The following is a 24,868-nucleotide window of genomic DNA, read 5'->3' as shown; positions in this document are numbered from 1 at the left end:
ACCTCAAAGAGCACCTGTGATGGATAGCAAAACTCGACATTTTCTAGATGCGTTTGCCAGCGAAGTTGGAGAGCAAATAGGCAGGCTCTACACGATCAGCATTATCCAAACTAGCATCCTGCTTGATCTCGCCACCGCAGTGAAAAATGAAAAGAGCCTGTCACCCGACACCCAAGATATCGCCAACAAGGCGCTTCAAAACATCGACCGACTGATCCTCAAACTAGATGAAGCCATGATTGGCATAGACAAAAACGCGTTCGACGTAAAAACGTTTTTGGGTGACGCTGATGAGTAACGTAGATACAAGCGCTCTGGAAGATCTTGCAAAACTCAAATCCGAGCGCGAAAAGAATCGGAGCGCTGACAACGCGCGTGGTGGCGACCATACTGGCAGTGGCAACGAACCACCTGGAGGCAATGGTGTGGAAACGCGTGTAACCAAACTCGAATCGCATTTTGACTACATTCGCCGAGATCTTGATGAGGTCGTTACCGACGTCAAGGAATTCCGCAAAGAAGTACGCGAAGACTTTCGCATCCTGTTCGGCGCACTTGTCATGGTAGCTCTGGGTTTGGCTAGCATGATGGCCAAGGGCTTCGGCTGGCTGTAAACACCGCGGCCTTTGCCCTTGCAGGGGCGGGCCGGTCCGCACGCGGACGCGCGCGCCCCCCGACAAAGCCTACTTCGGCGCTTTCGCCGTACGCAGATACGGCAACTTGATATCCAGCGCGCCGTACTTCTCGCGGGCCTGCTCATCATTGAGAGCCAGCGCCACAATCACATCCTGCCCCACCGCCCAGTTGGCCGGCGTTGCCAGCGGCACGTTGTACGTCAGCTGCAACGCATCGAGCGCACGCAGCACCTCGGCAAAATTACGGCCGACCGACATCGGGTACGTCATCGACAGCTTGAGCTTCTTGTCCGGCCCGATGATAAACACCGAGCGCACCGTGGCGGTGTCAGCCGGCGTGCGGCCGTCGGGCAGATAGGCCTCGGCTGGCAACATATCGAAGGCCTTAGATACCACCAGCGCTTCATCAGCAATGATCGGGAACGAGGCTTCTGCGCCGCACACTTTCTCGATATCGCCCTTCCATTTTGTGTGCGACTCGGCGCCATCCACCGACACGCCAATCACCTTGGTATCGCGCTTGGCCCACTCGGCGGCCAATTGCGCGACAGCACCAAACTCGGTGGTGCACACCGGGGTGAAGTCTTTGGGATGGGAAAACAGAATGGTCCAGCTCGAACCAATGAAGTCGTGGAATTGGATGGGGCCCTGGTCGGTGTCGGCGCTGAAGTCCGGGACCAAGTCGTTGATGCGCAAAGCCATGGCAACTGCTCCTTGTAAAGGTTGGAGGGGAAACCCGGTCAAAGGGTAGCTGGGATTTATCTGCGTGTTAGCCGGCCATCACAACAACCTATTTCCGTACCCCGAGGCGACCACGGCGCCCACTATCAAAGCCCCGCAGGACCCAACAGGGACAACAACAATGGTCTTTCAAACCCGCCGTCTTCACCTGATCGCCGCCAGCACCCTGGCCCTACTCGCCGGCTGCGCGCAGCTCAATAACACCGCGCCCACCGCCATCCCCCAAGGCCCGGCCGGCGATGCCTTCTACACCCCGCCCACCCTGGCCGCCGGTAACCACGGCGACCTGATCTGGGCTCGCCCCCTTACCAGCCAGGCCGCCCTTCCCAGCGCCGCGCAAAATTGGCTGGTTCTATATCGCTCCACGGACGTCGCCGGCCAGCCGATTGCCGTATCGGGCACCGTCGCCATCCCCAGCGGCACCCCGCCCGCCGGCGGCTGGCCGGTACTGAGCTGGACCCACGGCACCACCGGCATCGCCGACATCTGCGCCCCGTCGCGTAACAGTCCTGAGTACCCCGCGCGCGACTACGTCAACCTGATGAGCGCCAGCCTCGACCACTGGCTACAGCGCGGTTACGCCGTGGTGCAGACCGACTACCAAGGCCTCGGCACACCCGGCACCCACCCGTACCTGGTCGGCGACTCCGAAGCGCGCGGCGCCATCGACATGGTGCTGGCCGCCCGCCAACTGAACCCGACCCTCAGCCAAAACTGGCTGGTGATGGGCCACTCCCAAGGCGGCCAAGCGGCCATCTACACCGCCGCCCGCGCCCCCGACTACGGCCAGGGCCTGACCCTCAAAGGCGCCATCGCCATCGCCCCAGCCTCGCACCTGAGCGCCTTGGTGGCGTACAGCCAAGCTCACCCGGATATGAACGCCAACGGCTTCGGCGCCCTGATGACCGTCGGCATCGGCGCCGGCGCACCGGGGCTGGACACCAACGCCATGCTGACCGCAGAAGGTAAAAAGCGGATTCGACTGGTGGAAGAACGCTGCGTGGTCGGCCTGTCCGCCCCGGACGCCTGGAGCCTGAAAACCAGCGAACTGGTAAACGCCAACGCCGACTACGCCGCCTTCAACGGCGCACTGGCGAGCCTCGCCGACACCGAAAACACCCGCCCGCAAGTGCCGCTATTAGTGCTGCAAGCCGACAACGACGAAGTGGTGCCTGCACCGCTCACTGCCAAGATGGTCGCGCGGTTTAAAACGCTAGGCGTGGAAGTGGACGCGCGTAATTACAAGATCAGCGACAAGGGCACGGCGCGCACCAACCACCAGGCGACGGTGCCGACGGCGATGGGGGATGCAATGGAGTGGGCGCAGGGGCGGTTGCCCGCCGCGCGATAAAACAGAACTCAGCGACTGCCAAACGGCAGCACGATGCGCCGAACAACCGCCAGTACGCGGTTACCCCCTTTCGGCGCCGTGACTTTGCGGTAGACCTTCAATACTTCGTCGGCGGCGCGCTGGGTGTCTTGCAGGCTGCGCTTGGACTTGGCCATTTCACGAATGACCGCCAGGGCGACTTGTTTTTCGTTTTCTGGGAGGTCGTTCATACAGTTTCACCTTTGCCCATCCGGTTTAGCCCACCGCCTGCCGCCATCAACTCGACACGCACGAGTAATCAACACCGCTGACTGCAAAGCGTAGACAGAGTGACGAAGCTGGCTGGAGAAGATGGAGAAAAAACAGGACTCTAGAAGGAGGCAACCCCCACCAGCCACACCCCGGCACACAATGTTCCCGCTGTGGCTGCTTCCTTCCGGACCTGACCAGGTTAACGGGTAATCGTTGCGGGGGGACGATGGGGGTCACCATAACGCGTGCCTACGGCGTTTTAGAGCCTTTCGAGGCCGTGGCTAGCGTCTTGATTCGGTTCTTCACCGACCACACGAAATTGAATTCGGCGCCATTGTAGGCCAACCACCTGGGAGGCCAGCAAGCCCTGTTTGTACCACCAACATGCCTCACTTTTGTACCACTTGAGGGACAGCGCATCGGGTCGCTTGGTATAGAGCAGCCAACCAAACCAGCACTAAGGACACTTATGGTTTACGCGATGCAGAACAAGCCCCAGGCAGAGATGGCTATCAGATATCCGGAGGGATACTTCAAGCCCAAGCCTTGTAGGGAGTGCGGGGAGACATTCTCACCCAAGGCGCCGTCTCACCTCGCCTGCAGTCAAACCTGTGCTGACCGAATGCTCTGGAGCCGCTACCTACAGCGGTGCTACGGCATCACGCTTAGCCATTACGAGGACCTGCGCCAAAGGCAGCAAAGTCTGTGTGCCATATGTCGGCGTGAGGGCTTTGTCATGGCGAGTCACCACAAGATGAAGCTGGTGGTTGACCACTGCCACGCTAGCGGGCTCGTCAGGGGCCTGCTCTGTCACAATTGCAACAGAGCACTGGGCCTGCTGAAGGATTCAGACGAGGTGCTTCAGCGCGCAATCAGCTACCTCAGAGAGGCGAGTACGAGGCCCCCGTTCCAACCGGATAGTGACAGCTGACTCGGCGAAAGAAATCGAACTGCCGAGACGGCCTGGAGACCCGGAAACCCGGAAACCCGTTGTAATAAGGCTTTCGGGGTGCTTACAGGGGACGGCCTGAACACGTGGCTACGCCCCAGACGCTTTTGATTAATCGCTTCTGCGCTGGCTTGCTGTCTCCACGGAGGGTGACTTGTAGAGGTATGGGCCTTCAGCCACAAGGTCCGCACGGGAAGCCGAGCGCATGTAAGCCTCGACCTCTGCTGAAGCCGTTGCAATCGCAGCATTCACGTAAGTGATTGATGCCAAGGTAAGCAGCCGTAGATTGCTGATGTGCCAATCATCGAGCGTTGATGCCTTAAAGAGAGTCATAGCTAGTGGGCCCACCCTTGCCACCGGTCCATCGGGGTTGGCAATCGGCACCAGCACGGCGCCTTGCGTGTACGCATTTTCATCATGCACAACTGCCTTATCCCTCAATGCCTGGAGGACCTGAAACTGCGCGCGACCTTCCTCTGGCTCGTTCGCGAGGACTAGTGCGGCGTCAAGCTTGGCCCGACTTGCGCTGCGTTTGAAACACTTGAAAAACATGGTGAGCGCGGCCGTCCATAGAGCATCTGCTTCTGGCGTTTGCTGAGTGTGTTTATGAATGAGAAGGTCAAGCCAACTGAGCGTGACTTCAAGATCGGAAAGGTGAAGGCCGAGGTCTACCCAGCGTCGTGCGCTTTCGTGTCGGATAGCGAACATGTGAATCTGGCCTTCGGGCAGAACTTCTTGTGCCTGGTCCGGCTCTACTCGTTGCAGATTGATTGTCATGCTTTCGTTAGTTGGCATCTTGCCCCCCTCCCGCTCAAGGAATCAGTGTTTCAGACTACCAGCCATCGGGTATTTCACCCAATGGGCAGCGGCTTACGGAGGGTCTTGGCACGATTGCGGGTTTGGACTATTTCCTGGCGAAAAACTCAAGCGGCCTTTGTAAGTAATGTCGATGGCGAGCTCCCCCGTACCCCCTTGAGGCATCGGTTGGGCTTACCGTTACGTTGCTAGGCCGAGCAGGTCGGGGCTATGAAGCAGCTCATCGGCAAGCCGGCGTAGCATCCGGAAGTGGGTGTCCCCTATAAGCTCATGTACCGCCACACCATTGGCATCCCTGGTTACTTTCATCCAGAAGCTGTCTCGCAGGGCCTTGAGAGCTGCATCCGGCTCACTAACGTGCGCGCCTCCGTCCAGGTGGGCGGCGGTTAGAAACACATCTGCCCGGCTGTATGGCTTGTTGTCGTGGATGTAGATGACCTATCTGCACCAGTCCCGGCATGTAAGGGTTGGGGAGCCAGCAGGGACTGGGGCATAGTGAATCGTTTTTCCCAAGACCACCCCCCTCAGCAGCTCCCCGAACTCCAAGGGCTGGGCGGCCACGCTGGGAGGCAGCGTGCCAGCGGTGGTCACCAACTGAACGGTGTCTTTCTGGCCCATCTGCTTGAGCAGGGACGTGCAACTGCCCGTGTCATAGAAAAGTACGCGAAGGACAACTGCGATACGGATGCCTTCCTCCGGGGACCCTTGGTCATATGCGGCAGCGGAATTGCGGAGGAAGGTAATCTGGCGCTTAAGGTGTTGCTGTAGCTCCTGATGGGTCATCTCAAGCTCTACCTGCGGGACGTGTTAAACACGCAGCCTACCTAATTGACCGGAGGTGTGGCGGGTCGCAGTCGTTCAACGTGGTCAACCAGCACCGCGTCCTGGCCCGCTGGATGCGCATTTTCAACATCCCCAATCAGTCGTCTGTGCCGAAGGCCTACCTGGAGTTTGACGACCAGGACCGCATGAAGGCATCGGCCTACTACGACGGCGTCGTCGACGTTCTGGAGGAACTGGTGAAGTTCATCCTGCTGCTGCGAGAACGACCCGACCTGGTCGACCGCTACTCCGAGCGAAAGGCGGCGACGGACGAACTGTCCCGTCGGGTCAATTAGCGGTCCATTTGATTTTGAAGCCGATAGGCATGCGCTTGTAGATCGGCGTGGATAGCGAGCGCACACTCAGTGCACGCATTGCCAGCACGCCGCAAGAGCCGCAAACAGTCAAATCACGGCTCCCACGAGGCAATGGTAGAAGTGCCTTTTACTCGTTGGAGCAGAGATTTAGGAACGTTTCATACGAGCCCTGAGCCGCTACGAGGGCAGCATTAAGATGCTGCAGCGGAAGGCCAAGCTTGAAACGACGCTGGTTAATGCCTCCTCTGTTCTCGATTTCTTTAACCACATTCACTTCCATCAAGTCCGGAAGGCTTCGATCAAGAAAGCTCTGGCCTCGATCACCGAGTTTGATTTTAATCACCGACTCGCTTATATGCGTACTGCGCATAAAATACCGGAGTAATTTTTCAACGTCAGTAAGCTCTTCGTCCACTTGGAGGTTAACATCCTCTCCAAGTTGCAGGTCGCTCTGAGCCCCCATTGCAACACCCAGGTCGCTTAGCAGCTTTTTGATGGACGCGGGCTGCCAAATCTCCAACCCAGTCTCTTCGATACGGACAGCGTCGATAAGACAATCCTCAAAGACCACGTTCTCAAAGCTCGTTGAGTTAAAAAGGCGAATCTGCCCGAAACTGCAATTTTTAAACGAGCAGTTTTCAAAGCTGGTGGTTTCTAAACTTCCCTGCGCAAAGTAACAATTTTCAAACTTCACGTTCTTGAAGTGGCCGTCTCGCAGACAATCAATTCCAAACGACAATTTTTGAATCAATAATCCACATGCATCAATCCGACTAACCAAACGAACTAACAAACTGCCGCAATTCTCTTGAGTATATGACGCCTGACCGTCCATCTTGCTGATATCGAGAAGCAGGTTAGCTACGTTGAGCGGTGTTAACCCGTCACTTCTATCGACGGCACGTATAAACGCCAGCTGAGAGTTCTCCGGAAGTACCCCTCGACGGAGAACACTATGAACTTCGGAGCGAACATTCGAATTAGCCGGACTAATTAGATCAGCAAGCCCATTACCTAAGAAAAACTGCCGAAACTCATCATGGTCAAATTCGATTGCTGACGACACATTTGGCGAGGCGATTAAAAGCGCGTGCCCCCTTACTCGCTCTAATATCTGCTGAGACTGGAGCGAGGGTTTTCTTTTTGATTCGCAAAAGTACTCCGCCACCACTTCAAGGTGGTCTCGCTTCAGATAGTCAACGCGCGACTCCCACATATTGATAGCAATCAAAGATAACAGCTCGCAATGCTCCTCTGAGGTAAGCAACGCAGCGCCCATTTCTCCTGATCTATCGACCCATTTCTCCGTAGCTTCTCGATCAATGATTCCATGCACAAATACGGAGAAAAAATCAGCTCCGGAGTCGTGAATTTTTTCAATAAAAGCTTCAAGAGAGTTACTTTGCTCGGCGATATCTACCAAGCGTCTAACCAAAACAGGGCGCGTCAACAAAGAGTGGTCCTCTCTAAGTCGAGCACTGACAAGTTCGTAGATTTTCTCGGCGTTTTTTACGTTTCGATTAATGCAGTAGGCCAAAAACTGCTTACGCTCCCAACGGGATAGCTCAAGTTTTGAAAAGCCAACTTGATGTTTGCTGATGGTATCGTAAAGTTTTTCCTGCGATTTCAGATTTTCAAATTCAAAATATGCTTTCCGAGCAGCAATCACCACGCTGCCTGTCGAGTTTAGCGCGCCAACCAGAATCCCCATCGCGGATAAAGCTTCGCCAGAGTTGTTCTCCACGAACATTTCTTCGAACCCGTCGAAAGCAGGGACTACCACTCCCATTCGAACCAAGGTTAAAAAAGAGTTGTAGTAGAGGAAGGGAAATCTGTACATATTCTGCAACGCGCCGACTGTAATATCGTCAAAACGCAAAAAATGGCGACCGCCTAGGATAATCGGTACAAGCAACCAATCCGACTCTCCAGAATTAAACTTTTGCGCCTGCTTTCGAGCTGCAGCGTTTATTAACGAAGTTTTCCCCTCGCCCGCATCACTTGTCACATACAACACAGACGTTTCAAATGGACTCCTGTCTGAAAGAGCATCAAGCGTTGCAGAGAGCGCATCCTCAGTCGCCAAGTAATTCCCATCGGGACTCGACTCTAACGATGGAAGAAGCCTCGCCGCAGGCGAAACAAAATTTGTATGTGTCGGAATTTGGTCGATCAACCGTGAGGCTAACAAGGGCAGATTTGCAAGACGTTTCAGCACCCAACTGCTGGCGGTAAACTCCACACCATTTTCGCTAACAAAAATATCGCCAGACCTTGGAGTTACTAAAACATCAATAACGACTCCATTTACTGAAAAAACAACTCGCTGCTTGTCATATAAAATTTCTGTACCAGGGTCAGAAAATGTCGAAATCGCTTCTCGAAATTGATCAATTTGCATATTAAACCCCTATCTCCTGCAATCTGGCCCCACCAACATGAATCGGCATTTGTAACGCACTTATCTCAGGGTGGACCCTAATTACATTTACCCCACGCAGCAAAAGCGTCCTTATGGGAGGAAGAAAATCATCATCATTGCTCACGATCAACAAAACATCACATTCTTGCTGAGCCAAATATATTAGGTCGCAGGTGAGCATCGTATCTACAATCTTCTGCTCATGCCGGAATACTAGAGGCAAGCTTTTGGGCCCGCATCCAGCGACTGCACAACCTCCTGTCTGAAAGAGCTTCTTTGCTAAAGGCAAAATACAGCCAGAGTTTGTACATCCGACATTACTGGGAGTTTCAACACGGATATTGCTGGGTCGACCTTTTTTTCTGAACGTATTAAAAAGGTGATGCCCAGGTTCTTCTAGTAGCGCAACTGCAAGCTCTGCAGACGTGACTAGAGAGCACACATCGCCTTCAATAGTAGGGATGCGAATTACAGCCGGAAATTCTTTTTGTATTGTCGCGGAAACCTGTTGAGAAAGTGGAGTCATTGCATCTCTCTCGTACCAGCCACCGTACAAGCGTATTTCGCAACTTGCCCGCCCAGGCTGTAAAACATGACGTAGCTTTAGAAAGATCTTCTGGGCTATATCCAAGATCCCAGCATCTTTTTGGGATGGAAGTAAATTGTCGTAGTCGATGCAGACTGAAACCTTCAATTAACCGCTCCTTGATAAACCCTAATACAACAATACGAACAGGGCTCGCGTCCTTTCGTGTATAGAAGTGTGCGGCTCGGAGCCTCAGAAATTCCGAGCGTGTGGAGCCAAGCGGCTCCTTCCTACCTACATTCAGTGAAGCATGAGAATAGTCCGACGTTATCATACGAGCATCAAAGCCCGCCAACGCACAGTCCGCGACCGACCTCCGTAAGCACGAAAAACATCAGGACTATTTTTTGGTCAAAAATCTCTTCGACCTTAGTAAGTAGTGCGCTCGGTTCTTCCCCCCCCTACCCCCTCTGCTCGGTGACCCCCAGACCTGCCGCTTGGTGTTTCGCATTGGCAGACCAGAGAAGTGTCGTCTCTCAAGCCTCGCCGGACCCGAGCTGCGCCTGTTCGAACATTTCCAGTGCACCATCCAGTTAGCAGTAAATAAACCTTACTTCGGCGCTTCGGCAGATGGCTCATTAAGTACACCTTGTGAGCCAGGTCGGCAGGCCCGTAACCCGAGCGCAGCGGCGCGGTCTTCAGACTGGATCATAAGTGTTGATTTATTACGACCCAGCTTATAGATTGTGAGCCTAGATTCCGATCCAGGACATGCACCCATGACCGCTATCATCGCCTACACCCGCGTCAGCTCCGACGGCCAGTCTGTCGAAGCGCCAGCACCACGCCACGGCCAGCGTTACAAGGTTTCAGAGGACGGCTGGTTCACCGACGAGGCAACTAGCGGCACCACCAAGGCTATGGAACGGAGGGGCTTCGCTGCGCTGTTCAACTACGCCAGGAAGGGCGACACGATCGTTGTCACTGCCATCGACCGCCTGGGCAGGAATACCATCGACGTGCTGGAGACGGTAGAGGCGCTTAAGAAGAAGGGCATCACTGTCATCTCCATGCGGGAGGGCTTCGACCTGTCCAACCCCACTGGCAAGCTCATGTTGACCCTGCTAGCCGGCGTCGCGGAATTGGAGCGGGAGAACATCAAGGCAAGGCAGATGGCCGGCATCGAGAAGGCTAAGGCCGACGGACGCAAGCTGGGTGCCCCCAAGCAGCATGATGATGCAGCCATCGCCGCGTGGAGGAAGGAGACGGGTTCAAGTATCCAGGCCACCGCTAACCACTGGAAGGTGTCGACGGCAACTGTTAAGCGTGCGTGCCGAGCAGGTCAAATCGTCAACTGACAAGGGCCGTGTATTTTTTCCCGGCTCTATTGACGACCTGGCGACCCACGGTAGCCCTATCATCAAGAACTCACCTGGCCTATCCGCTACAGGCCCGGTGAATGCAGGTTTTATAGCCCATCGGCTATTTACAGCCAGTCTATCCACAAGGCACCCACCTGCGGTGCTGCGTGGGAACCCCGCGACCTCGCCCCCCTACCTACCAAGGTATGAGGGTCGAAGAGCTCTCCTGCATCCCAAAACGGCCCGTAACTCCCACCATTCGCTGGCTACAGCCTATCTCTGGGTATTTACAGCCAGTCTATCCACAACGCACCCATCGTCGGTGCTGTTTGGAAATTCTAAGGCTCTGTTTCTAGCCCACCTCAGGACGGAACGGCCGGCTAATTCTAACAACTCTAAAACTGCCGCAACCCGCCGCCATACCTGGGCTTCAGCCTATCTCTGGGTATTTACAGCCAGTCTATCCAGAACGCACCCATCGTCGGTGCCGTGTACCCCAGATGCGGACACACATTCTGTCAGGACTTCCTGACGGGAAAAGTCCGCCCCCCCAAAAAAAAATCAAAGGAATCGACTAATGACTACTAACCACATCACAAAACCCCGCTCCGTTGCTGCGTTCTACAACACCCAAAGCGCCCATCACATCCCCAAACCTGGCACCCGGTATCCACTTCCTAATGCCACACAGGGGAAATTAGTAGAGGTCGCGCTCTCGACCTACTGGGTAGACAAAAGCGAGGCAGCTGAAGATTTTCTTATCTTCGTGCTCCATGAACTCCCGTTCCTCCCAGCAGTAGTGGCACCCGCATTAGAAAAAATGCTGCTCGATACTCTGAATAGCTTACAAAAACTTGAACACCGGATTTTGCGTGAGAGGTCGGAACTGGAAGCCCTAGTCCGTCATAGCCGCCGAGCTACAGGCATCGCTAAGGCAGCGAAGGAAGGCACCTACAAAAAAGGCCGGGGAGTCGACAAGCAGAAGCATGCCAACATCATGGCCTTGGTCGGCAAAGGAACCAGTGTCCGGGGAACAGCCAGGCTCCTGAACGTAAGCACCAGCACGGTCATGCGAGCCATCAAGAACGCAAAGGCTGCCGGGTAAAGGGCTACTGGACGGCGGTCTAGGGGGGTAACCAAGAATTACCCCCAGTCTTAAGGAAGAGAACCGTATAGCGCGATATGGCCTCCGGGAATTGGCTAACCTGATTTAGGGCCAGTCCTTGTAGTAGGAGGGCAAAGTTGGACGCCATGCAGCCTATCCGGGCGGCTTGAATCCATTTTCGGCCAAGCCTTGTACGAAACCCACCTACCCCGCCCGCTTCTCCTCCGCGTCATCTAAATAACCTCCCCCTAGTAACGACTCGTGCCCTGCCCGGACTCAACCAGGCGGGACGTGCTTACACACCTATCAAAAAGGACCTCTATCCATGAACACCCCGCAGAAGCCGGTGCGCCTCAACCTGCACCTGCGCTCCGACCACCTCGACCGATTGACCACCCTGGCCAACGCCCTGAGCAGACATAAGCGCCGCGACACACGCCTTGCTGAAGCAATGGACCTGGTATTGACCGCCGGCCTTGCCTGGGACGATGGCGACCTTCTGGACCTCACCAAGACCGACCGGGAGGAGCCGTGCTGGCTCGCTCTAGGCCCAATCGTGCGGACAAGGATGCACAAGGCATGAAGGCCCAGTCGAAACCGGAGACGCCAGAAAAGCCAAAGAAGCCGGAACCCCCACCATTGACCCAACTCGAGCTTGACGCCCTGTCTGCAAGAATCACCGCAAACGCTGACCGCCTAATCCAAGAGCATCAGGAAAAGCAGACCGAGCGAAGCTTCAAACAGAAGGCCGTGCCGAAGACCAAACCTGCCGGTCAGAGGGGAAGGCCAGCCAAGCGAATAACCAATCCTTTCTACGGTTTGATTGGCCCGGCAACAGGGTACGGGCGATACCCATACTTCACGCAGGAAATCATCGAAGGTATTGCTCGCCTCGACTGGCATGACCGCCCCATCGGCAAAGGGGGATCGTCCAAACCGCTCTCTGTGCGGTCCCTGATGGTCATCCTGGCAGAGGTCGAGGAGATAACGACAGAAAGCGTTGCGGAAATCATTGAAACAAAGGCACGACAGGCCCAGCGCTACGTCAAAGCCATTGAGCTGGCCCTGCCCTTCCTGTTGAAGTCTCGACCAAAGCTGCTGGTCTACGAGATGAATCTTCCCGAGGACGTGTTTGTTAACGCTGCCTATAGGAAGGAAATCCGAGATACCTACCTGGAGCTGCTGGACGACGTGCCACCGCCATCTAAGGAAGACCTAGCCATATTACATAGAGACCTGGGTGAGGACGCCTTCGATCCTGACCACCGAATTAACGCCGCATACTTTATAGAAGACACACCTAATGGAGACCATGAGGGCCTACGGCCTAGGACGCCGTCCTCCTTTGCCAGACCACAGAGGGACGGCGTGGCACAGGCAGTCGCGTAGCGGCTGGCTGGGGCGGTAGAGCCGTACCAACCGTAAGACACTGGAGGGGGAAGACCAAGATGACCTGGTTCATAGTCCACCCTCCCTCATCTTCAATCCCCGCTCCTGGGCTTGGTCTCTTCGGAAAGCCGACAGCCGCTGCGCGACTGCCCGTCTTCCACGACCGCCCTGACCTAGTTCCACCGCCACAATGACTTGGTCCTCCGCCAGAGCGGACCACCTATATCTATGTCGGGAATTGGTCCGCCAACCAGGTCTCACCCGCTCCATAACCAACCACCGCCCCTATCACGCGTTCTCGATCCCGAGGCTGCGGGACTACTCACACCCACAAACTTACAAGGAACACCAACATGACCTCGAACACCTACACCGCCTATGTCGACGGCGCCTGCATCAACAACGGAAAAGCAAATGCCCGTGGCGGCTGGGGAGCCCTCTTACACAACCCACAGGGGGACACGTTGGAAATCGCCGGCCCCCTCGATGGCGAACGCCAGACCAACCAACGGGCAGAACTTACCGCCGCCATCATTGCTTTGAAGGCCGTCTCCAAGCCGGCACAGTTCGACCTGACGTCCGACAGTGAATACGTCGTGAAGGGCATCAACGAGTGGATGGCAGGCTGGAAGGCCAGGGGCTGGAAGAAGGCAGCGAACAAGCCTCTGGACAATCTCGATCTATGGTTGGAGGTCGACAGGCTGTTGGCCTTCCATCAGGTCAAGGTCAACTGGGTGAAGGGCCACAGCGGCCACACGGGCAACGAGAAAGCCAACACCCTGGCGGAGAACGCAGCGATGTTTCAGAAGCCGCACCGTGTGCTGACCAATGCAGACCCGGTCGTCACCGCGTAGCGGCATGCCTGGGGCCCCTAACGGGGTCCCTTGACCGAAGCCCTCGTCTACGACCCCCTGATGTTTTCTAAGGCTGCTGGAGCGCGCTTAGCCAAGCCTGGAAGTGCTCATGCTGGGCCTGCACTGTTGTCGGCAGTGCATCCGGCCCTGTTTCAAAAAGCCCCACCTGGTCCGACCTCTGAGCAGGTTGACCAATCGTCATCCTGTACGGCTTCAGACCTCGCCCCATGTCGCGCCCCATACCGGATGGAAACACGTTGAGACTGGCGCCATAACAGTTCAGGAAAACGTCATCCTTCTCCAGTTCTTTGCGGACTTCACATAGGGCGTCGAAGAAGTCACGGGCACTGCCGGTGAGGACTCGGTCGCCGTAGGTTAAGTGAATCACGCAGTCCATCGCCTCCTGGCCGTAGCAAAGCAACGCGGCGCTTACATTCGCCCCCTTGAGCAACTGCACCTTGACCTGCTTTTCTCCTATCAGCGTCACTTCATACACCTCGTCCATGATTTAAGTACTTGTCGCCAAATACGCCTCAAGTTCAAGCGCAGGCATAGGGCACACGGTTTCATATCCTACGCAGCGGGTCGTCCGTCAAGGCCATCCACTCGCAGGCCTCTGGCGTCAGGTTAAGCGAGGGTGCGAAGCCAAAACACCGTTTCCGAGGCAGCCCTCTACAAGCTGGTCATACGCTCCAAAATCGTCGTCCTGGAGCAGGGGCAGCAGCTCCTGGTGAAGCTCTATAACGACCAGCATGGCAGTAGCCCCATCGGTGGGGTAGGCTTAAACGACTGTTTGCTGGAGGGCGCTTCGATGGCGACCAAAGAAATCGACATATTGGAGTTGCAGAACGACCTGGAAGCCATCGTAGATGGGCTTGCTCCAGGGGAGTCGATTATCGTCACCAAGGAGGGGCGTCCCCATGCTCGCCTTGAACCAATCAGGCTCCGTTTCGGGTCGTTGGCGAAGTACGCAGTTCCAGACTCCGGCATGCACTACATGAACCCGGAAATCGAGGCGATGTTTGAAGGTCGCGAGTTCACGCTGCTTCCAGACCTAGCAGAGAAGAACGCCTCCTCTACCAGGTTGCCTTTCCAGGGCAGCGGGTTGCCAAACCTACCGCTCAACCTGGCCGACTATGAAGGCCACGACAAGGACGACTATTACGCCGACCTATTCGAGGGCAAGGACACACGCAACTGACGCTCTGGATTAACGAGCGGCACGCTTACAATGACTCCAGGCTGACCTGCTCTATCACGTCGACCAACACCTCCGGCCGGAAGTCCTTGCCGTACCGGCCAAAGGTAATCCCCCCAGTCAGGTGACCTAGCACACCGCCAACCAACGCCTCCGTGACCCCCTTCTGCTTCAGGTGGTCGGCCAGCGTATGGCGGAAGCTGTGGAAGTCTTTCTTCGCACCGTCATCCCGGAAGCCATGCAGCTCCCGCACACGCGTGAACCACTTCGACGGGGCGGCGCTGTAGCCGTGCTTCTTGTGGCAGGTCAGCTCCGGGAACACACGCTGATGGCCAAGCTCCTGCTGTGCCTTAATGAACTCAGGAAAACCCAGTTCTCGCAGCTTGGAGTGCATGGGCACTAACCGTTCAGACGACACCGTCTTTAACTTCTGGTCCGGCCTGGTTTCGCGGAAGTGGATGCACTGGATGCCGTTCACCGTCACCACGTCGTCCAGGTAGAGCTGGCATAGCTCGTTGAGCCGTGCGCCCGTATACAGGCCCAACAGGGGCAACCAGTACTTGTGCGGCTGGGGCGACTTCGCAGGCGCGTAGGTGACCTTGCTGAACAACTTCTGGAGGTCTTCGGTCGAGAACGCGCTGCGCTCCTCGCTGGCCTTCCGCCGCTGCCGAACTCGCAGACCAAGGAACGGGTTACGTGGGCAGTAGCCCTCTCGCACGGCATAGTTGAAGAACGACGTCAGGTTCTTCACGTAGTTGTTGAAGGTGGTCAGGGTGATGGTCGTCTTGGCCTCAGCGATGGTTTTCTCCAGCGACTGCGGGGGCAACTGGTGCATGCGCGGGGGCAGCTTCAGCGCTGTTTCTTTGAATTGGTGGGCGTGCTTGCGGGTTACCTGGTCGACAGGCAGGTCGCCAATGATGCGGGCGCACAGAGTCGCCACAGCGCGCTTGTCGTCCAGGGTCTTGATAGGTAAGCCCTCGCGCTGCTGATTCTTGAGGTGTTCTTCAGCGACCTGCAAGAGCGTTAGAGAGGCGCTTGGTGCTTCCTGTGCCAAGGCCACAACCTTCACCGGAACCTGCGCAATAGGGGCCGCTGCGAGCCTTTCCGGCAGCGCTGGGAGTACGTGTGAAGACAACGACTCCAACTGCTGTTGCCGCAGCCATAGCGCCCAGCTGGCGACCCGTTTGCCACCCGATTCCCAGGCACCACAAAGCCGTTCAACAGCCGGCTTGATGCCCTGGAATGCCTCGGTGAACAGCCGCTGAACCTGAACCAAGAGCTCACGCCCACGTATCAAGGCTTCGCGTCTGCAACGGGTCTGGAGGGAGCGCCGTATCTCCCTGCGGGGAAACAATGGGCGAAGAACATCCGGCACCACGATTCGGAAGTAGTAGACCGAGTGGCGGGACAACAGAAGATAGGTTGGGACGGTCGACACGGTTGTATCACTCCTTGTACCACCGCGTGGTTTCGGAGCGAAAAACCTTTATAAATCAACCAGATAGAATACTGGAGGCAACCCCCACCAGCCACACCCCGGCACACAATGTTCCCGCTGTGGCTGCTTCCTTCCGGATCTGACCAGGTTCACGGGTAATCGTTGCGGGGGGACCGATGGGGGTCACCATAACGCGTGCCTTCAAGGCTGAAGGCCGCGCCATTGTACCGGCTTGCCGATAACTTACAACCGCCTCGTGCGGTTTAAAAAATCATCCGCTACAAGCACTTGCGTTGCGCGGCTTACTGCCCGCAGCCGGGATACTTGTGCCCGGCCGTGGCATTCGGCAGGCCGAGGAAGTCGAGGATATGCGGGGTGGCGCCGTCGATTTGCAGCAGCGGCGTGGCGCTCATATCGCCGATGCAGTACGCGGTTTTGCCGGGGTTCTGGTAGGTGTTGTTGAGGATCAGGATGGTGTCGCGCTCCCCGGCACTCTGCCCGCCGTGGCCGCTGTTCAGGCCGCCGTGGTCGGAGGCCACCACGATCAGCCATTCTTCGTTGGCGTAACCGGGGCGCGCGGCCAGGGTGTCGAGCACTTGCTGGATTTGCGCGTCTTCGCCGCGGATTTTGCTTTGGTAGTTGGCGTTCAACGGCGCGTAGCTGGCGGCGTGGATGTCGACGTTGTGCAGGTAGTAGAAGATCGCGGTCGGCGGGTTTTTCCAGCCGAGCCAGCCTTTGACGGTGTCGGTGGCTTGTTGCGAGTTCTTGGCGCTGTTGACCACCACGAAGTCGGCACCCACGGGTTTGAGGTTGTGGGTGATGTTGAACCAGTCGCCGACTACGCCCACGGTGGCGGTGGGGTAGCTCTGTTTGAGCAGGTCGAACACGTGCGGTTTGAGCATAGGCAACGTCTCGGTGTTGCTGGTCACGCCGTGGGCATCGGCCCAGAAGCCGGTGAAGTTTGTGGCCCAGCCGGGGCCGCTCACGGTGTCTTGCGGGCCACCGGCCAGCACGTTGCGGTGAAAGGCGCCGCCGTTGGCCAGGGCGCTCAGCGCTGGGGTTACGGCGCAGCCTTCGCAGAACAGGGCGTCGCCGCGCAGGCCGTCGATGCCGATAAACAGCACGTGTTTGTTGCCGGGCACCGGGCTGGCAACGCCCTCCCCGGCCACGATGAAGTAGTGGTCGTACGGGTTGCCGCTGTAGTTGGTTTTCAGGCCGCCGACGTCGCTGGCGCGCTTGTCGCTGAGGTCGCAGGCGCTGGTGGTTTTGTTGTAGTCGAAGGATTTGCACCAGCTGCTGCGGCTGGCGTCGGTACAGGCGCTGGCGCAGTCTTTGGGGATGACGGTTTTCAGGTTTTCGACGTTGTAGCCGGAGATAGCAGCATTCGGCACGCGGGCGAAGGCTTTGAGAGGGTCGGGCTTGAGCGAGTAGTGGTCGTAGGGGTTGCCGCTGTAGTCGGTTTTCAGGCCGCCTACGTCTTCAGCGCGCTTGTCGCTTAGGTCGCACGCGCTGGTGGTCTTGTTGTAGTCAAAAGACACACACCAGCCGGAGCGGTCACTGCCTTGGCAGGCCTCGGCGCATTGCGCGGGAGTGACGGCGGTGAGGTTTTCCCGGTTGTTGCCGGAGATGGCGGCGTTGGGCGTGAGGGTGAAATCGGCCAGCCCGCTGGCGTGGGCAAACAGGGGGAAACAGGCGGCGAGCGACAGGCTCAGGAAGATTGGTTTCATGGCGGTTCCGTAGCGATGAAGGAGCTCGCACGGTAGAAAAGGCAGATGACCGGGGGGCTATCAAATCAATATGGAAATTGGTGGGTATGTATTGAGTGTGGCTATGGGAGCGCCGTTTGCGGTCTGGCCAATCGAGGCTGAATCGGATGGCGCCCCGCCTCTCCCACAGTGGATTGGGATCCCCTGTAGGAGAGGCTTCAGCGTCGAGCTTTTGGAGTTAAACGCGGAAGCTGCCCACGAGCTTGGCCAACCCGGTCGACAGCTCAGAAAGCCGCTGACTGGCCTCGGTACTTTTTCCGACGTAGCCGCCGCTTCATTGGAGAGTTCGCGAATGTCGCTGATGTTGCGGGCGATCTCTTCGGTGACGCTGCTTTGCTCTTCACACGCGGTGGCGATCTGCGCGGCCATGTCGTTGATGCGGCCGACCGAGTCGCTGGATTCGGACAGAATCTGGTCCACGCCGGCCGCGCGGTCGACGCTGTCACGGGCTTTGATGCTGCCCGAGTCCATGGCTTTCACGGCGTTCTGCACGCCGACTTGCAGGCGTTCGATCATGTTTTGAATGTCTTTGGTGGAGTCCTGGGTGCGCGCGGCCAGGGCGCGTACTTCGTCGGCGACCACCGCAAACCCACGACCCTGCTCCCCTGCCCGCGCGGCTTCGATGGCGGCGTTAAGGGCGAGCAAGTTGGTCTGCTCGGCGATGCCTTTGATCACCGCGAGCACGGCGCCGATATTGGCGGTTTCCTGTTCCAGGGTCTGAATGGTGCCTGACGCGCTTTCCACTTCATGGGCCAGTTGGCGCATGGCGGTGATGGTGGCGCCAACCACCTGGGCGCCTTCGCGCGATTGGGTTTCGGCGGAACGGGCGGCGTCGGCGGCGTTTTGCGCGTTGCGAGCGACTTCGTTAACCGCGGCGCTCATTTCGGTGGCGGCAGTGCTTACCTGGTCGACGGCGGCGTGTTCGCTGCTGATCAGCCGGTCGTTGGCAGCGGCCATGCCGGCCAGGCTTTGTGCAGACTCGGCCACTTCGCCAGTAACCCGGCCGACCTCTTTAATGAGCGGCTGCAGTTGTCGAGGAAGCGATTAAACGCCAGGCTGAGTTTGCCCAGTTCATCGCGGGACATACGTCCAGACGCACACGAAGATCGCCGTCGCCATCAGCGATTTGTTCGATGCGGTGCAGCAGATTTTCCAGCGGACGGGTAACCAGAATCGGAAAGCCGACGACCAGAATCAGACACACCAGCAGGCCGAAGGCGACGATGCCACCTTGTTGCCAGGTCAGCTGTTCGCCTTGGGCGATTGCGGATTTGCCTTCGGCGTTGGCGGCGTTGTCTTCCAGCTCGCCCAGTTTGTCGATGGCGTCGCGCATGGTTTGAAACTGCTTTTCGCTGTCGCCGAAGCTGAGCACGCTGGCGGCATCCGGCTCGCTGGTAGCCAGTTGCACAACCTTGAGGCTGGTGGCCTTCCACACCGCAAAGCCTTGGTCGAACTGCGCCACCAGGCTTTGGCTTCGTCGCTAGGGCCCATGGCAGCGTACTTGTGCACGCGGTCGTAGGCTTGTTGCAGGTTATCGGAGTGGTCTTTTTTCAGGCCATCCAGAAACGATGCGGCCCCTTCGTCCAGCATGCTGCGCTCGGCAACAAAGGCCTGGTACAAGTCGCGGTCGGCGTTCAGCAGCAGGCTGATGGCCGGCAGATAGCGGTTGGTGAGCTTGCTGCTGGAGTCGGCTACCTGGGTGATACCGCGCACCCAAGCACGCCCATCAGCACTAACAAAACGGCCAGCACCAGGATGGGCAAGGCGATTTTCCAGCGGAAACCCAGGTCGGCGAACAGTCGCAGCATGATGACTCTCCAGAACGGCAGGACAACTAGATGCAGCGTAGACGCTCTTAACCGTTTTATCGGCCCGCTAGCCGCCACGCGCCTGATCAGGCCACGCTTTTGTGCTAGCGTGCCGGCTTTCGCGCACTACCCTCTTCATATCTGTTTTAAGGAATTACCAGCATGCCCATGAGCAAAGACCAATTGATCAGCGATATCGCCGAAGCCACCGACGCCTCGAAAGCGACCGTGCGTGCGGTACTGGAGCAGCTGAGCGAAATCGTCAGCGACGCGCTGGAGAACTACGACGAAATCACCTTGCCGGGCATTGGCAAGCTGAAAGTGGCCGACCGCCCGGCCCGCACCGGCCGTAACCCACAGACCGGCAAGGCGATCGAGATTGCGGCGAAGAAAGTGGTGAAGTACGTGCCGGCCAAGGCGTTGACCGACGCGATTAATTAAGCAAAAGCACGACTCGTAGGATGGGTAGAGCCGAAGGCGAAACCCATCGTTACGCGAATCGATGGGTTTCGCTGCGCTCGCCTAGGCGGCCCCACCCATCCTACGGTTACACCGATATGCCGAGTGCCTTCAAACGCTCCAAAAACTGGGCCTCGTCGAGCACTTCCAACCCCAACTCATTGGCCTTGGCCAACTTCGACCCCGCCCCCGGCCCCGCCACCACGCAGGTGGTTTTCGCCGATACCGAGCCCGCCACTTTCGCGCCCAGGCCTTCGAGTTTTTCCTTGGCGATATCGCGGCTCATGATTTCCAGGCTACCGGTCAGAACCCACGTCTGGCCTGCTAGCGGCAAGCCTTCCACTACGCGTTTTTCGCTTTCCCAGTGCATGCCGAAGTCGCGCAGTTGTGCTTCGATTTTCAGCGCGCGTTCGCGGTTCTCCGGCACTGCGAAAAACTCGCGCACGGCGTTGGCGGGTTTTTCGCTCAGGGTTTGCCGAAGGTCGAGCCAGTCGGCGGCCAGCACTTTTTCCAGCGACTCGTCGAACTTGGCCGCCAGGGTTTTCGCCCCGGTAGGGCCGACCGAGGAGATATGCAGCTTGTCGATCAGTCCGGCCAACGTGGTGCTGGCAGCGTACTCGGCACCCAGCTCGCCCTGGCCTTGAATATCCAGCACCTGTTCGAGTTGCTCGATCACGCTCTGGTTGTGGCTGTCGCTGAAGAACTCATGAATTTCGTAGGCCACTTCCAGGCCCACGTCCGGCAGGTAAGTGAGCACTTCCGGCAGCGCCTGCTTGATGCGCTGTAGCGAGGCCAGCGAGCGCGCCAGCACCTTGGCGGTTTCTTCGCCGACGTCGGGAATGCCGAGGGAAAAGATAAAGCGCGCGAGTTCAGGCTTGCGGCTGTTTTCGATAGCGGCCAGCAGGTTTTTGCTCGATAGCTCGGCAAAGCCTTCCAGCTCCACGATCTGTTCGAAGGTCAGCTTGTACAGGTCGGCCGGCGAGTGAATCAGGCCCTCATCCACCAGTTGCTCGACGCTCTTGTCGCCGAGCCCTTCGATGTCCATGGCACGACGCGAAACGAAATGGATGATCGCCTGCTTGAGCTGCGCGCCACAGGCCAGCCGGCCGACGCAGCGGTAAACCGCACCTTCGCTGACGGTTTCGCGGCCTTTGCTGCGTTTGATCAGCTGCGTGCGCTCCACGTGGGAGCCGCACACCGGGCACTGTTCCGGTACGTGCACCGGCGTGGCGTCGGCCGGGCGGCGGTCGAGCACCACTTGCACCACTTGAGGAATCACGTCGCCGGCGCGGCGGATGATCACGGTGTCGCCAACCATCACACCCAGGCGCGCCACTTCGTCCATGTTGTGCAGCGTCGCGTTGGCGACCATCACGCCGGCCACTTTTACCGGGCGCAAACGCGCTACTGGCGTTACGGCGCCGGTGCGGCCGACTTGAAATTCCACGGCGAGCAACTCGGTGAGTTCTTCGCTGGCGGGGAATTTATGGGCGATGGCCCAACGCGGCTCGCGGGCGCGAAAACCCAGCTCGCGCTGCCAGGCGAGGTTGTTCACCTTGAACACCACGCCGTCGATTTCATAGGGAAGCGCGTCGCGGCGCTCGCCGATGTCGCGGTAGTAGTCCAGGCATTCTTCGGCGCCCTTGGCCAGTTTCAGCTCGCGGCTGATGGGCATACCCCAGGCTTTCAGGGCATTGAGGATGCCGATATGGGTATCGGGCAGTTCGCCCTGCACCTGGCCGATGCCGTAGCAGCAGAATTCCAGCGGGCGTTTGGCGGTGATGCTGGAGTCGAGCTGGCGCAGGCTGCCGGCCGCAGCGTTGCGCGGGTTGGCGAATGTTTTGCCGCCCTGCTCCAACTGGCTGGCGTTCAGGCGTTCGAAGCCGGCGCGGGACATAAATACTTCGCCACGCACTTCCAGCACGGCAGGCCAGCCGGAGCCCTGCAACTTCAGCGGGATGTTGCGCACGGTGCGCACGTTTACGCTGATGTCTTCGCCAGTGCTGCCATCGCCACGGGTGGCGCCGCGCACCAGTTGACCGTCGCGGTAGAGCAGGCTCACGGCCAGCCCGTCGAGTTTGGGTTCGCAGCTGTATTCCACCGTGGCGCCTTCGCCGAACAAATCGCCGGCCGGCAACTCATCGGCCAGGCCTTCACGTACGCGGCGGTCGAAGTCGCGCAGGTCGTCTTCGGCGAAGGCGTTGCCCAAGCTGAGCATCGGCACTTCGTGCTTCACCTCGCCGAAGGCAGAGAGCGCCAGGCTGCCGACGCGCTGGGTTGGCGAGTCGGGCGACACCAGTTCCGGGTGCTCGGTTTCCAGGGCTTTGAGTTCGTGGAACAGGCGGTCGTACTCCGCGTCCGGAATGCTCGGCTCGTCCAGCACGTGGTAGCGGTAGTTGTGCTCGTCCAGCTCACTGCGCAGTTGGGCGATGCGGGTGGCGGCGGTTTGGGCGTCGGTCATGGAACGTAGCTCTCGAAACGAAAAAGAGCAGCCGAAGCTGCTCGATTAAAACTGTTGCACGTCGTTCTTCGTAGGAGCCAGCGTGCTGGCGAATGGTTCTAAAAGCTTCGCGAGCAAGCTCGCTCCTACGGGATCGATGTAGCGCGTGGCCTAGCGCTTGTTGGTCAGCGCCTTGCGCTCGAATTCAACGATGCGCTGACGGTAGTGCTCGATGGTCTGCGCGGTCATTACGCTGCGCTGGTCATCTTTCAATTCGCCGCTCAGTTCATGAGCCAGCTTGCGTGCAGCTGCCACCATTACATCGAACGCTTGTTTCGGGTGACGCGGGCCGGGCAAGCCGAGGAAGAAGCTCACGGCGCGAGTGCTGAAGTGGTCGATGTCGTCCAGGTCGAACGTGCCGGGTTTTACCCCATTGGCCATCGAGAACAACACTTCGCCATTACCGGCCATGCTTTCGTGGCGGTGGAAAATATCCATCTCGCCAAAACGCAGACCGCTTTCCAGAATGTTCTGCAGCAGCGCAGGACCGTTAAAGCCTTCGCCTTCTTTGGCTACCACGTTGATCACCAGCACTTCTTCAACCGGCGGCAAATCGCGGCTGTCGTGCGGCACCGCGGGGTTGCGTTTTTTCGGTTCGTCGTCAACCGGGTTGAGCAGGGTTGGCACCGGCTCTTCAATGCCCAGGTTGAGGTCGCCCTGGCTCGGTTCAACCACTTTGCCACGACGACGATTCAATTCGCGCGGGCTCATGGCCGGCAAATCTTCTTCTTCAATTTTGGGTTCGTTGTGGCGCTCAAGCACCCGCGGCGGGCCCAGCAATTCCGGGGCGCCGTCGTCATCGGGAAGGTTGGAGAAACTCCGATCCAGTTTGAACTTCAACTTGCCTTTACCACCGCGCATACGGCGCCAGCCATCGAAAGAATGCCAGCAATAACAACGATGCCGATGACGATCAGCCACTCACGCAGACCGATTTCCATGTAGTTCTGTAGCCCCTGAAAAAATAATAATGAAGAAAGGGCATCCGCCCCCTGACTCAACACTTAACAAAAACACCGTCAGCAACTTAAGACTTCAATATCAACTCCATGTTCTGACTGGCATTTGTCACAAATTAGAAAAAGTGGGCAATAAGCTAGCACGACGAAAGGCAACTTTACACCGCCGAAGCAGTTATGCCTCTACCAACGCCAAGGCTTCTTCGACATCTACTGCGACAAGCCGTGAGCAGCCAGGTTCATGCATTGTTACGCCCATCAACTGATCGGCCATTTCCATGGCGATCTTGTTGTGGGTGATATAGATGAACTGTACGGTCTGTGACATCTCTTTAACCAACCGCGCGTAACGCCCGACGTTCGCGTCGTCCAGCGGCGCATCCACTTCGTCGAGCATGCAGAACGGCGCGGGATTGAGTTTGAAAATGGCGAATACCAGGGCCAGTGCGGTCAGCGCTTTTTCACCGCCGGAAAGCAGGTGAATGGTGCTGTTTTTCTTGCCGGGCGGCCGCGCCATGATGGTTACGCCGGTGTCGAGCAAATCGTCACCGGTTAATTCGAGGTAGGCATTACCGCCGCCAAATACTTTCGGGAACAGCGCCTGCAGTTGATTTGGTCGAAAGTTTCTTTGAAGCGGTTGCGGGTTTCCTTGTCGATTTTACGGATCACGTTTTCAAGCGTATCCAGCGCTTCCACCAGGTCGGCGTTCTGCGCATCGAGATAGCGTTTGCGCTCGCCCTGCTGTTGGTATTCGTCGATGGCCGCGAGGTTGATCGGGCCCAAGCGTTGAATACGCGCGGCGAGGCGTTCCAGCTCTTCGTCCAGGACTTTTCGTTCGCCTCGCTGGGCAATGTCCCAAGTACGCCGTGCAGGTCGTAGTTGTCTTCGAGCAACTGGTCTTGAATGGCTTTGCGCCGCACGGTGAGCGACTGCCATTCCATCCGTTGCTGTTCGAGTTGGGTGCGCAGCAACTGCGATTGCTGCTCGGCCGAGGTACGGCGCTTTTCCGCGTCGCGCAGTTGGCGGTCGGCGTCTTCCAAGGCCAGGCGGGCGAATTTGAGTTCGTCTCTACGCCCATGCGTTTATCCAGCAACTCTTCGAGCTTCATGCGCAGCTCTTCCAGCGGCGCGGCGCTCTCGTCGAGGCCGAGGTTCAGCTGTTCGCGTTTTTCATGCAGGCGTTCGGCTTGCAGCTCCAGACGCTCCAACGCTTGGCGCGTGG

General features: G+C 57.8%; 22 protein-coding genes, 2 other RNA genes and 3 pseudogenes. 12 read left to right on the top strand and 15 right to left on the bottom strand.

The features are described from left to right. The first annotated feature begins 19 nt into the window (after positions 1-19). Entirely contained in the window at positions 20-298 is a 279-nt protein-coding gene (locus AC0V2S_RS19560; RefSeq protein ID WP_475511174.1) for a hypothetical protein, read from the top strand. Next, complete coding sequence (locus AC0V2S_RS19555; RefSeq protein WP_475511173.1) at positions 291-614, top strand: hypothetical protein; 324 nt, start codon at positions 291-293, stop codon at positions 612-614. Before AC0V2S_RS19560 ends, AC0V2S_RS19555 begins: the two co-directional genes overlap by 8 nt. Positions 615-683: 69 nt before the next feature. Here AC0V2S_RS19555 and AC0V2S_RS19550 read toward each other — a convergent pair whose 3' ends face one another. Next, on the bottom strand, positions 684-1,337 hold the full coding sequence (locus tag AC0V2S_RS19550; RefSeq protein WP_475511172.1) for a peroxiredoxin: 654 nt from the start codon (positions 1,335-1,337) through the stop codon (positions 684-686). Between the two features lie 160 nt (positions 1,338-1,497). Here AC0V2S_RS19550 and AC0V2S_RS19545 point away from each other — a divergent pair, with 160 nt between their 5' ends. Beyond that, the gene (locus AC0V2S_RS19545) at positions 1,498-2,727 is read left to right on the top strand and encodes an alpha/beta hydrolase family protein (protein ID WP_475511171.1); all 1,230 of its coding nucleotides are present in this window, start codon (positions 1,498-1,500) and stop codon (positions 2,725-2,727) included. A gap of 8 nt (positions 2,728-2,735) precedes the next feature. Here the strand turns inward: AC0V2S_RS19545 and AC0V2S_RS19540 are convergent, their stop codons facing one another. Beyond that, a complete protein-coding gene (locus tag AC0V2S_RS19540) occupies positions 2,736-2,936 on the bottom strand; it encodes a hypothetical protein (RefSeq protein WP_475511170.1) in 201 nt (66 codons plus the stop codon). A 155-nt stretch (positions 2,937-3,091) separates the two neighbouring features. After that, an RNA gene (gene ffs / locus AC0V2S_RS19535) (signal recognition particle sRNA small type) lies at positions 3,092-3,188 on the bottom strand. A 239-nt stretch (positions 3,189-3,427) separates the two neighbouring features. Here ffs (AC0V2S_RS19535) and AC0V2S_RS19530 point away from each other — a divergent pair. Beyond that, the gene (locus AC0V2S_RS19530; protein WP_475511169.1) at positions 3,428-3,889 is read left to right on the top strand and encodes an endonuclease VII domain-containing protein; all 462 of its coding nucleotides are present in this window, start codon (positions 3,428-3,430) and stop codon (positions 3,887-3,889) included. Positions 3,890-4,018: 129 nt separating this feature from the next. Here AC0V2S_RS19530 and AC0V2S_RS19525 read toward each other — a convergent pair whose 3' ends face one another. After that, positions 4,019-4,702, bottom strand: coding sequence for a hypothetical protein (locus AC0V2S_RS19525; RefSeq protein WP_475511168.1), 684 nt, complete (start codon positions 4,700-4,702; stop codon positions 4,019-4,021). 860 nt (positions 4,703-5,562) lie between these two features. Here AC0V2S_RS19525 and AC0V2S_RS19520 point away from each other — a divergent pair. Then, positions 5,563-5,841 (top strand): annotated as a pseudogene (locus AC0V2S_RS19520) (NADPH-dependent FMN reductase family protein); the annotation flags it as partial. 148 nt (positions 5,842-5,989) lie between these two features. Here the strand turns inward: AC0V2S_RS19520 and AC0V2S_RS19515 are convergent. Together AC0V2S_RS19515 and AC0V2S_RS19510 are read right to left on the bottom strand one after the other, a co-directional pair. Continuing rightward, on the bottom strand, positions 5,990-8,263 hold the full coding sequence (locus tag AC0V2S_RS19515; protein ID WP_475511167.1) for a hypothetical protein: 2,274 nt from the start codon (positions 8,261-8,263) through the stop codon (positions 5,990-5,992). 1 nt (position 8,264) lies between these two features. Then, entirely contained in the window at positions 8,265-8,978 is a 714-nt protein-coding gene (locus tag AC0V2S_RS19510) for a PIN domain-containing protein (protein ID WP_475511166.1), read from the bottom strand. A gap of 611 nt (positions 8,979-9,589) precedes the next feature. Between AC0V2S_RS19510 and AC0V2S_RS19505 the strand changes: the two genes are divergently transcribed. The 5 genes from AC0V2S_RS19505 to AC0V2S_RS19485 all read left to right on the top strand — a co-directional run bounded on the left by AC0V2S_RS19505 (position 9,590) and on the right by AC0V2S_RS19485 (position 13,519). Next, positions 9,590-10,168, top strand: a complete 579-nt coding sequence (locus AC0V2S_RS19505; protein WP_475511165.1) for a recombinase family protein — start codon at positions 9,590-9,592, stop codon at positions 10,166-10,168. 580 nt (positions 10,169-10,748) lie between these two features. After that, a complete protein-coding gene (locus AC0V2S_RS19500; protein WP_475511164.1) occupies positions 10,749-11,276 on the top strand; it encodes a hypothetical protein in 528 nt (175 codons plus the stop codon). Between the two features lie 325 nt (positions 11,277-11,601). Continuing rightward, positions 11,602-11,859 carry a hypothetical protein gene (locus AC0V2S_RS19495; RefSeq protein ID WP_475511163.1) on the top strand — a complete coding sequence of 86 codons (258 nt, stop codon included), beginning with the start codon at positions 11,602-11,604 and terminating at the stop codon, positions 11,857-11,859. Continuing rightward, a complete protein-coding gene (locus AC0V2S_RS19490) occupies positions 11,856-12,665 on the top strand; it encodes a hypothetical protein (protein WP_475511162.1) in 810 nt (269 codons plus the stop codon). Before AC0V2S_RS19495 ends, AC0V2S_RS19490 begins: the two co-directional genes overlap by 4 nt. Before the next feature lie 353 nt (positions 12,666-13,018). Continuing rightward, positions 13,019-13,519 (top strand): ribonuclease H family protein, encoded by a 501-nt coding sequence (locus tag AC0V2S_RS19485; protein ID WP_475511161.1) that lies wholly within the window; start codon positions 13,019-13,021, stop codon positions 13,517-13,519. A 67-nt stretch (positions 13,520-13,586) separates the two neighbouring features. On the opposite strand, the gene AC0V2S_RS19480 is transcribed toward AC0V2S_RS19485, so the two are convergent. Then, positions 13,587-14,024 carry a hypothetical protein gene (locus tag AC0V2S_RS19480; protein ID WP_475511160.1) on the bottom strand — a complete coding sequence of 146 codons (438 nt, stop codon included), beginning with the start codon at positions 14,022-14,024 and terminating at the stop codon, positions 13,587-13,589. 132 nt (positions 14,025-14,156) lie between these two features. On the opposite strand from AC0V2S_RS19480, the gene AC0V2S_RS19475 reads away from it, so the two are divergent. Further along, a complete protein-coding gene (locus AC0V2S_RS19475; RefSeq protein WP_475511159.1) occupies positions 14,157-14,720 on the top strand; it encodes a type II toxin-antitoxin system Phd/YefM family antitoxin in 564 nt (187 codons plus the stop codon). Positions 14,721-14,745: 25 nt separating this feature from the next. Here the strand turns inward: AC0V2S_RS19475 and AC0V2S_RS19470 are convergent, their stop codons facing one another. The 5 genes from AC0V2S_RS19470 to AC0V2S_RS19450 all read right to left on the bottom strand — a co-directional run bounded on the left by AC0V2S_RS19470 (position 14,746) and on the right by AC0V2S_RS19450 (position 19,383). Beyond that, complete coding sequence (locus AC0V2S_RS19470) at positions 14,746-16,155, bottom strand: DUF6538 domain-containing protein (protein ID WP_475511158.1); 1,410 nt, start codon at positions 16,153-16,155, stop codon at positions 14,746-14,748. An 82-nt stretch (positions 16,156-16,237) separates the two neighbouring features. Next, an RNA gene (gene ffs / locus AC0V2S_RS19465) (signal recognition particle sRNA small type) lies at positions 16,238-16,334 on the bottom strand. Between the two features lie 123 nt (positions 16,335-16,457). Then, positions 16,458-17,882 (bottom strand): PAN domain-containing protein, encoded by a 1,425-nt coding sequence (locus AC0V2S_RS19460; protein ID WP_475511157.1) that lies wholly within the window; start codon positions 17,880-17,882, stop codon positions 16,458-16,460. Positions 17,883-17,942: 60 nt separating this feature from the next. Next, complete coding sequence (locus tag AC0V2S_RS19455; protein WP_475511242.1) at positions 17,943-18,803, bottom strand: methyl-accepting chemotaxis protein; 861 nt, start codon at positions 18,801-18,803, stop codon at positions 17,943-17,945. A gap of 130 nt (positions 18,804-18,933) precedes the next feature. Then, positions 18,934-19,383 (bottom strand): hypothetical protein, encoded by a 450-nt coding sequence (locus AC0V2S_RS19450; RefSeq protein WP_475511156.1) that lies wholly within the window; start codon positions 19,381-19,383, stop codon positions 18,934-18,936. A gap of 508 nt (positions 19,384-19,891) precedes the next feature. Between AC0V2S_RS19450 and AC0V2S_RS19445 the strand changes: the two genes are divergently transcribed. After that, on the top strand, positions 19,892-20,170 hold the full coding sequence (locus AC0V2S_RS19445; RefSeq protein WP_475511155.1) for an HU family DNA-binding protein: 279 nt from the start codon (positions 19,892-19,894) through the stop codon (positions 20,168-20,170). 106 nt (positions 20,171-20,276) lie between these two features. Here the strand turns inward: AC0V2S_RS19445 and ligA are convergent, their stop codons facing one another. The 3 genes and pseudogenes from ligA to AC0V2S_RS19430 form a co-directional block, all read right to left on the bottom strand. Beyond that, a complete protein-coding gene (gene ligA / locus AC0V2S_RS19440; RefSeq protein ID WP_475511154.1) occupies positions 20,277-22,649 on the bottom strand; it encodes an NAD-dependent DNA ligase LigA in 2,373 nt (790 codons plus the stop codon). A 150-nt stretch (positions 22,650-22,799) separates the two neighbouring features. Then, positions 22,800-23,629: pseudogene (gene zipA, locus AC0V2S_RS19435) on the bottom strand (cell division protein ZipA). Positions 23,630-23,822: 193 nt separating this feature from the next. After that, positions 23,823-24,868 (bottom strand): annotated as a pseudogene (locus AC0V2S_RS19430) (chromosome segregation protein SMC); the annotation flags it as partial.

This window comes from Pseudomonas sp. CC11G (assembly GCF_056174845.1).
The sequence above is the reverse complement of the archived record's forward strand: the minus strand, read 5'-3'. Positions and strand labels throughout refer to the sequence as shown.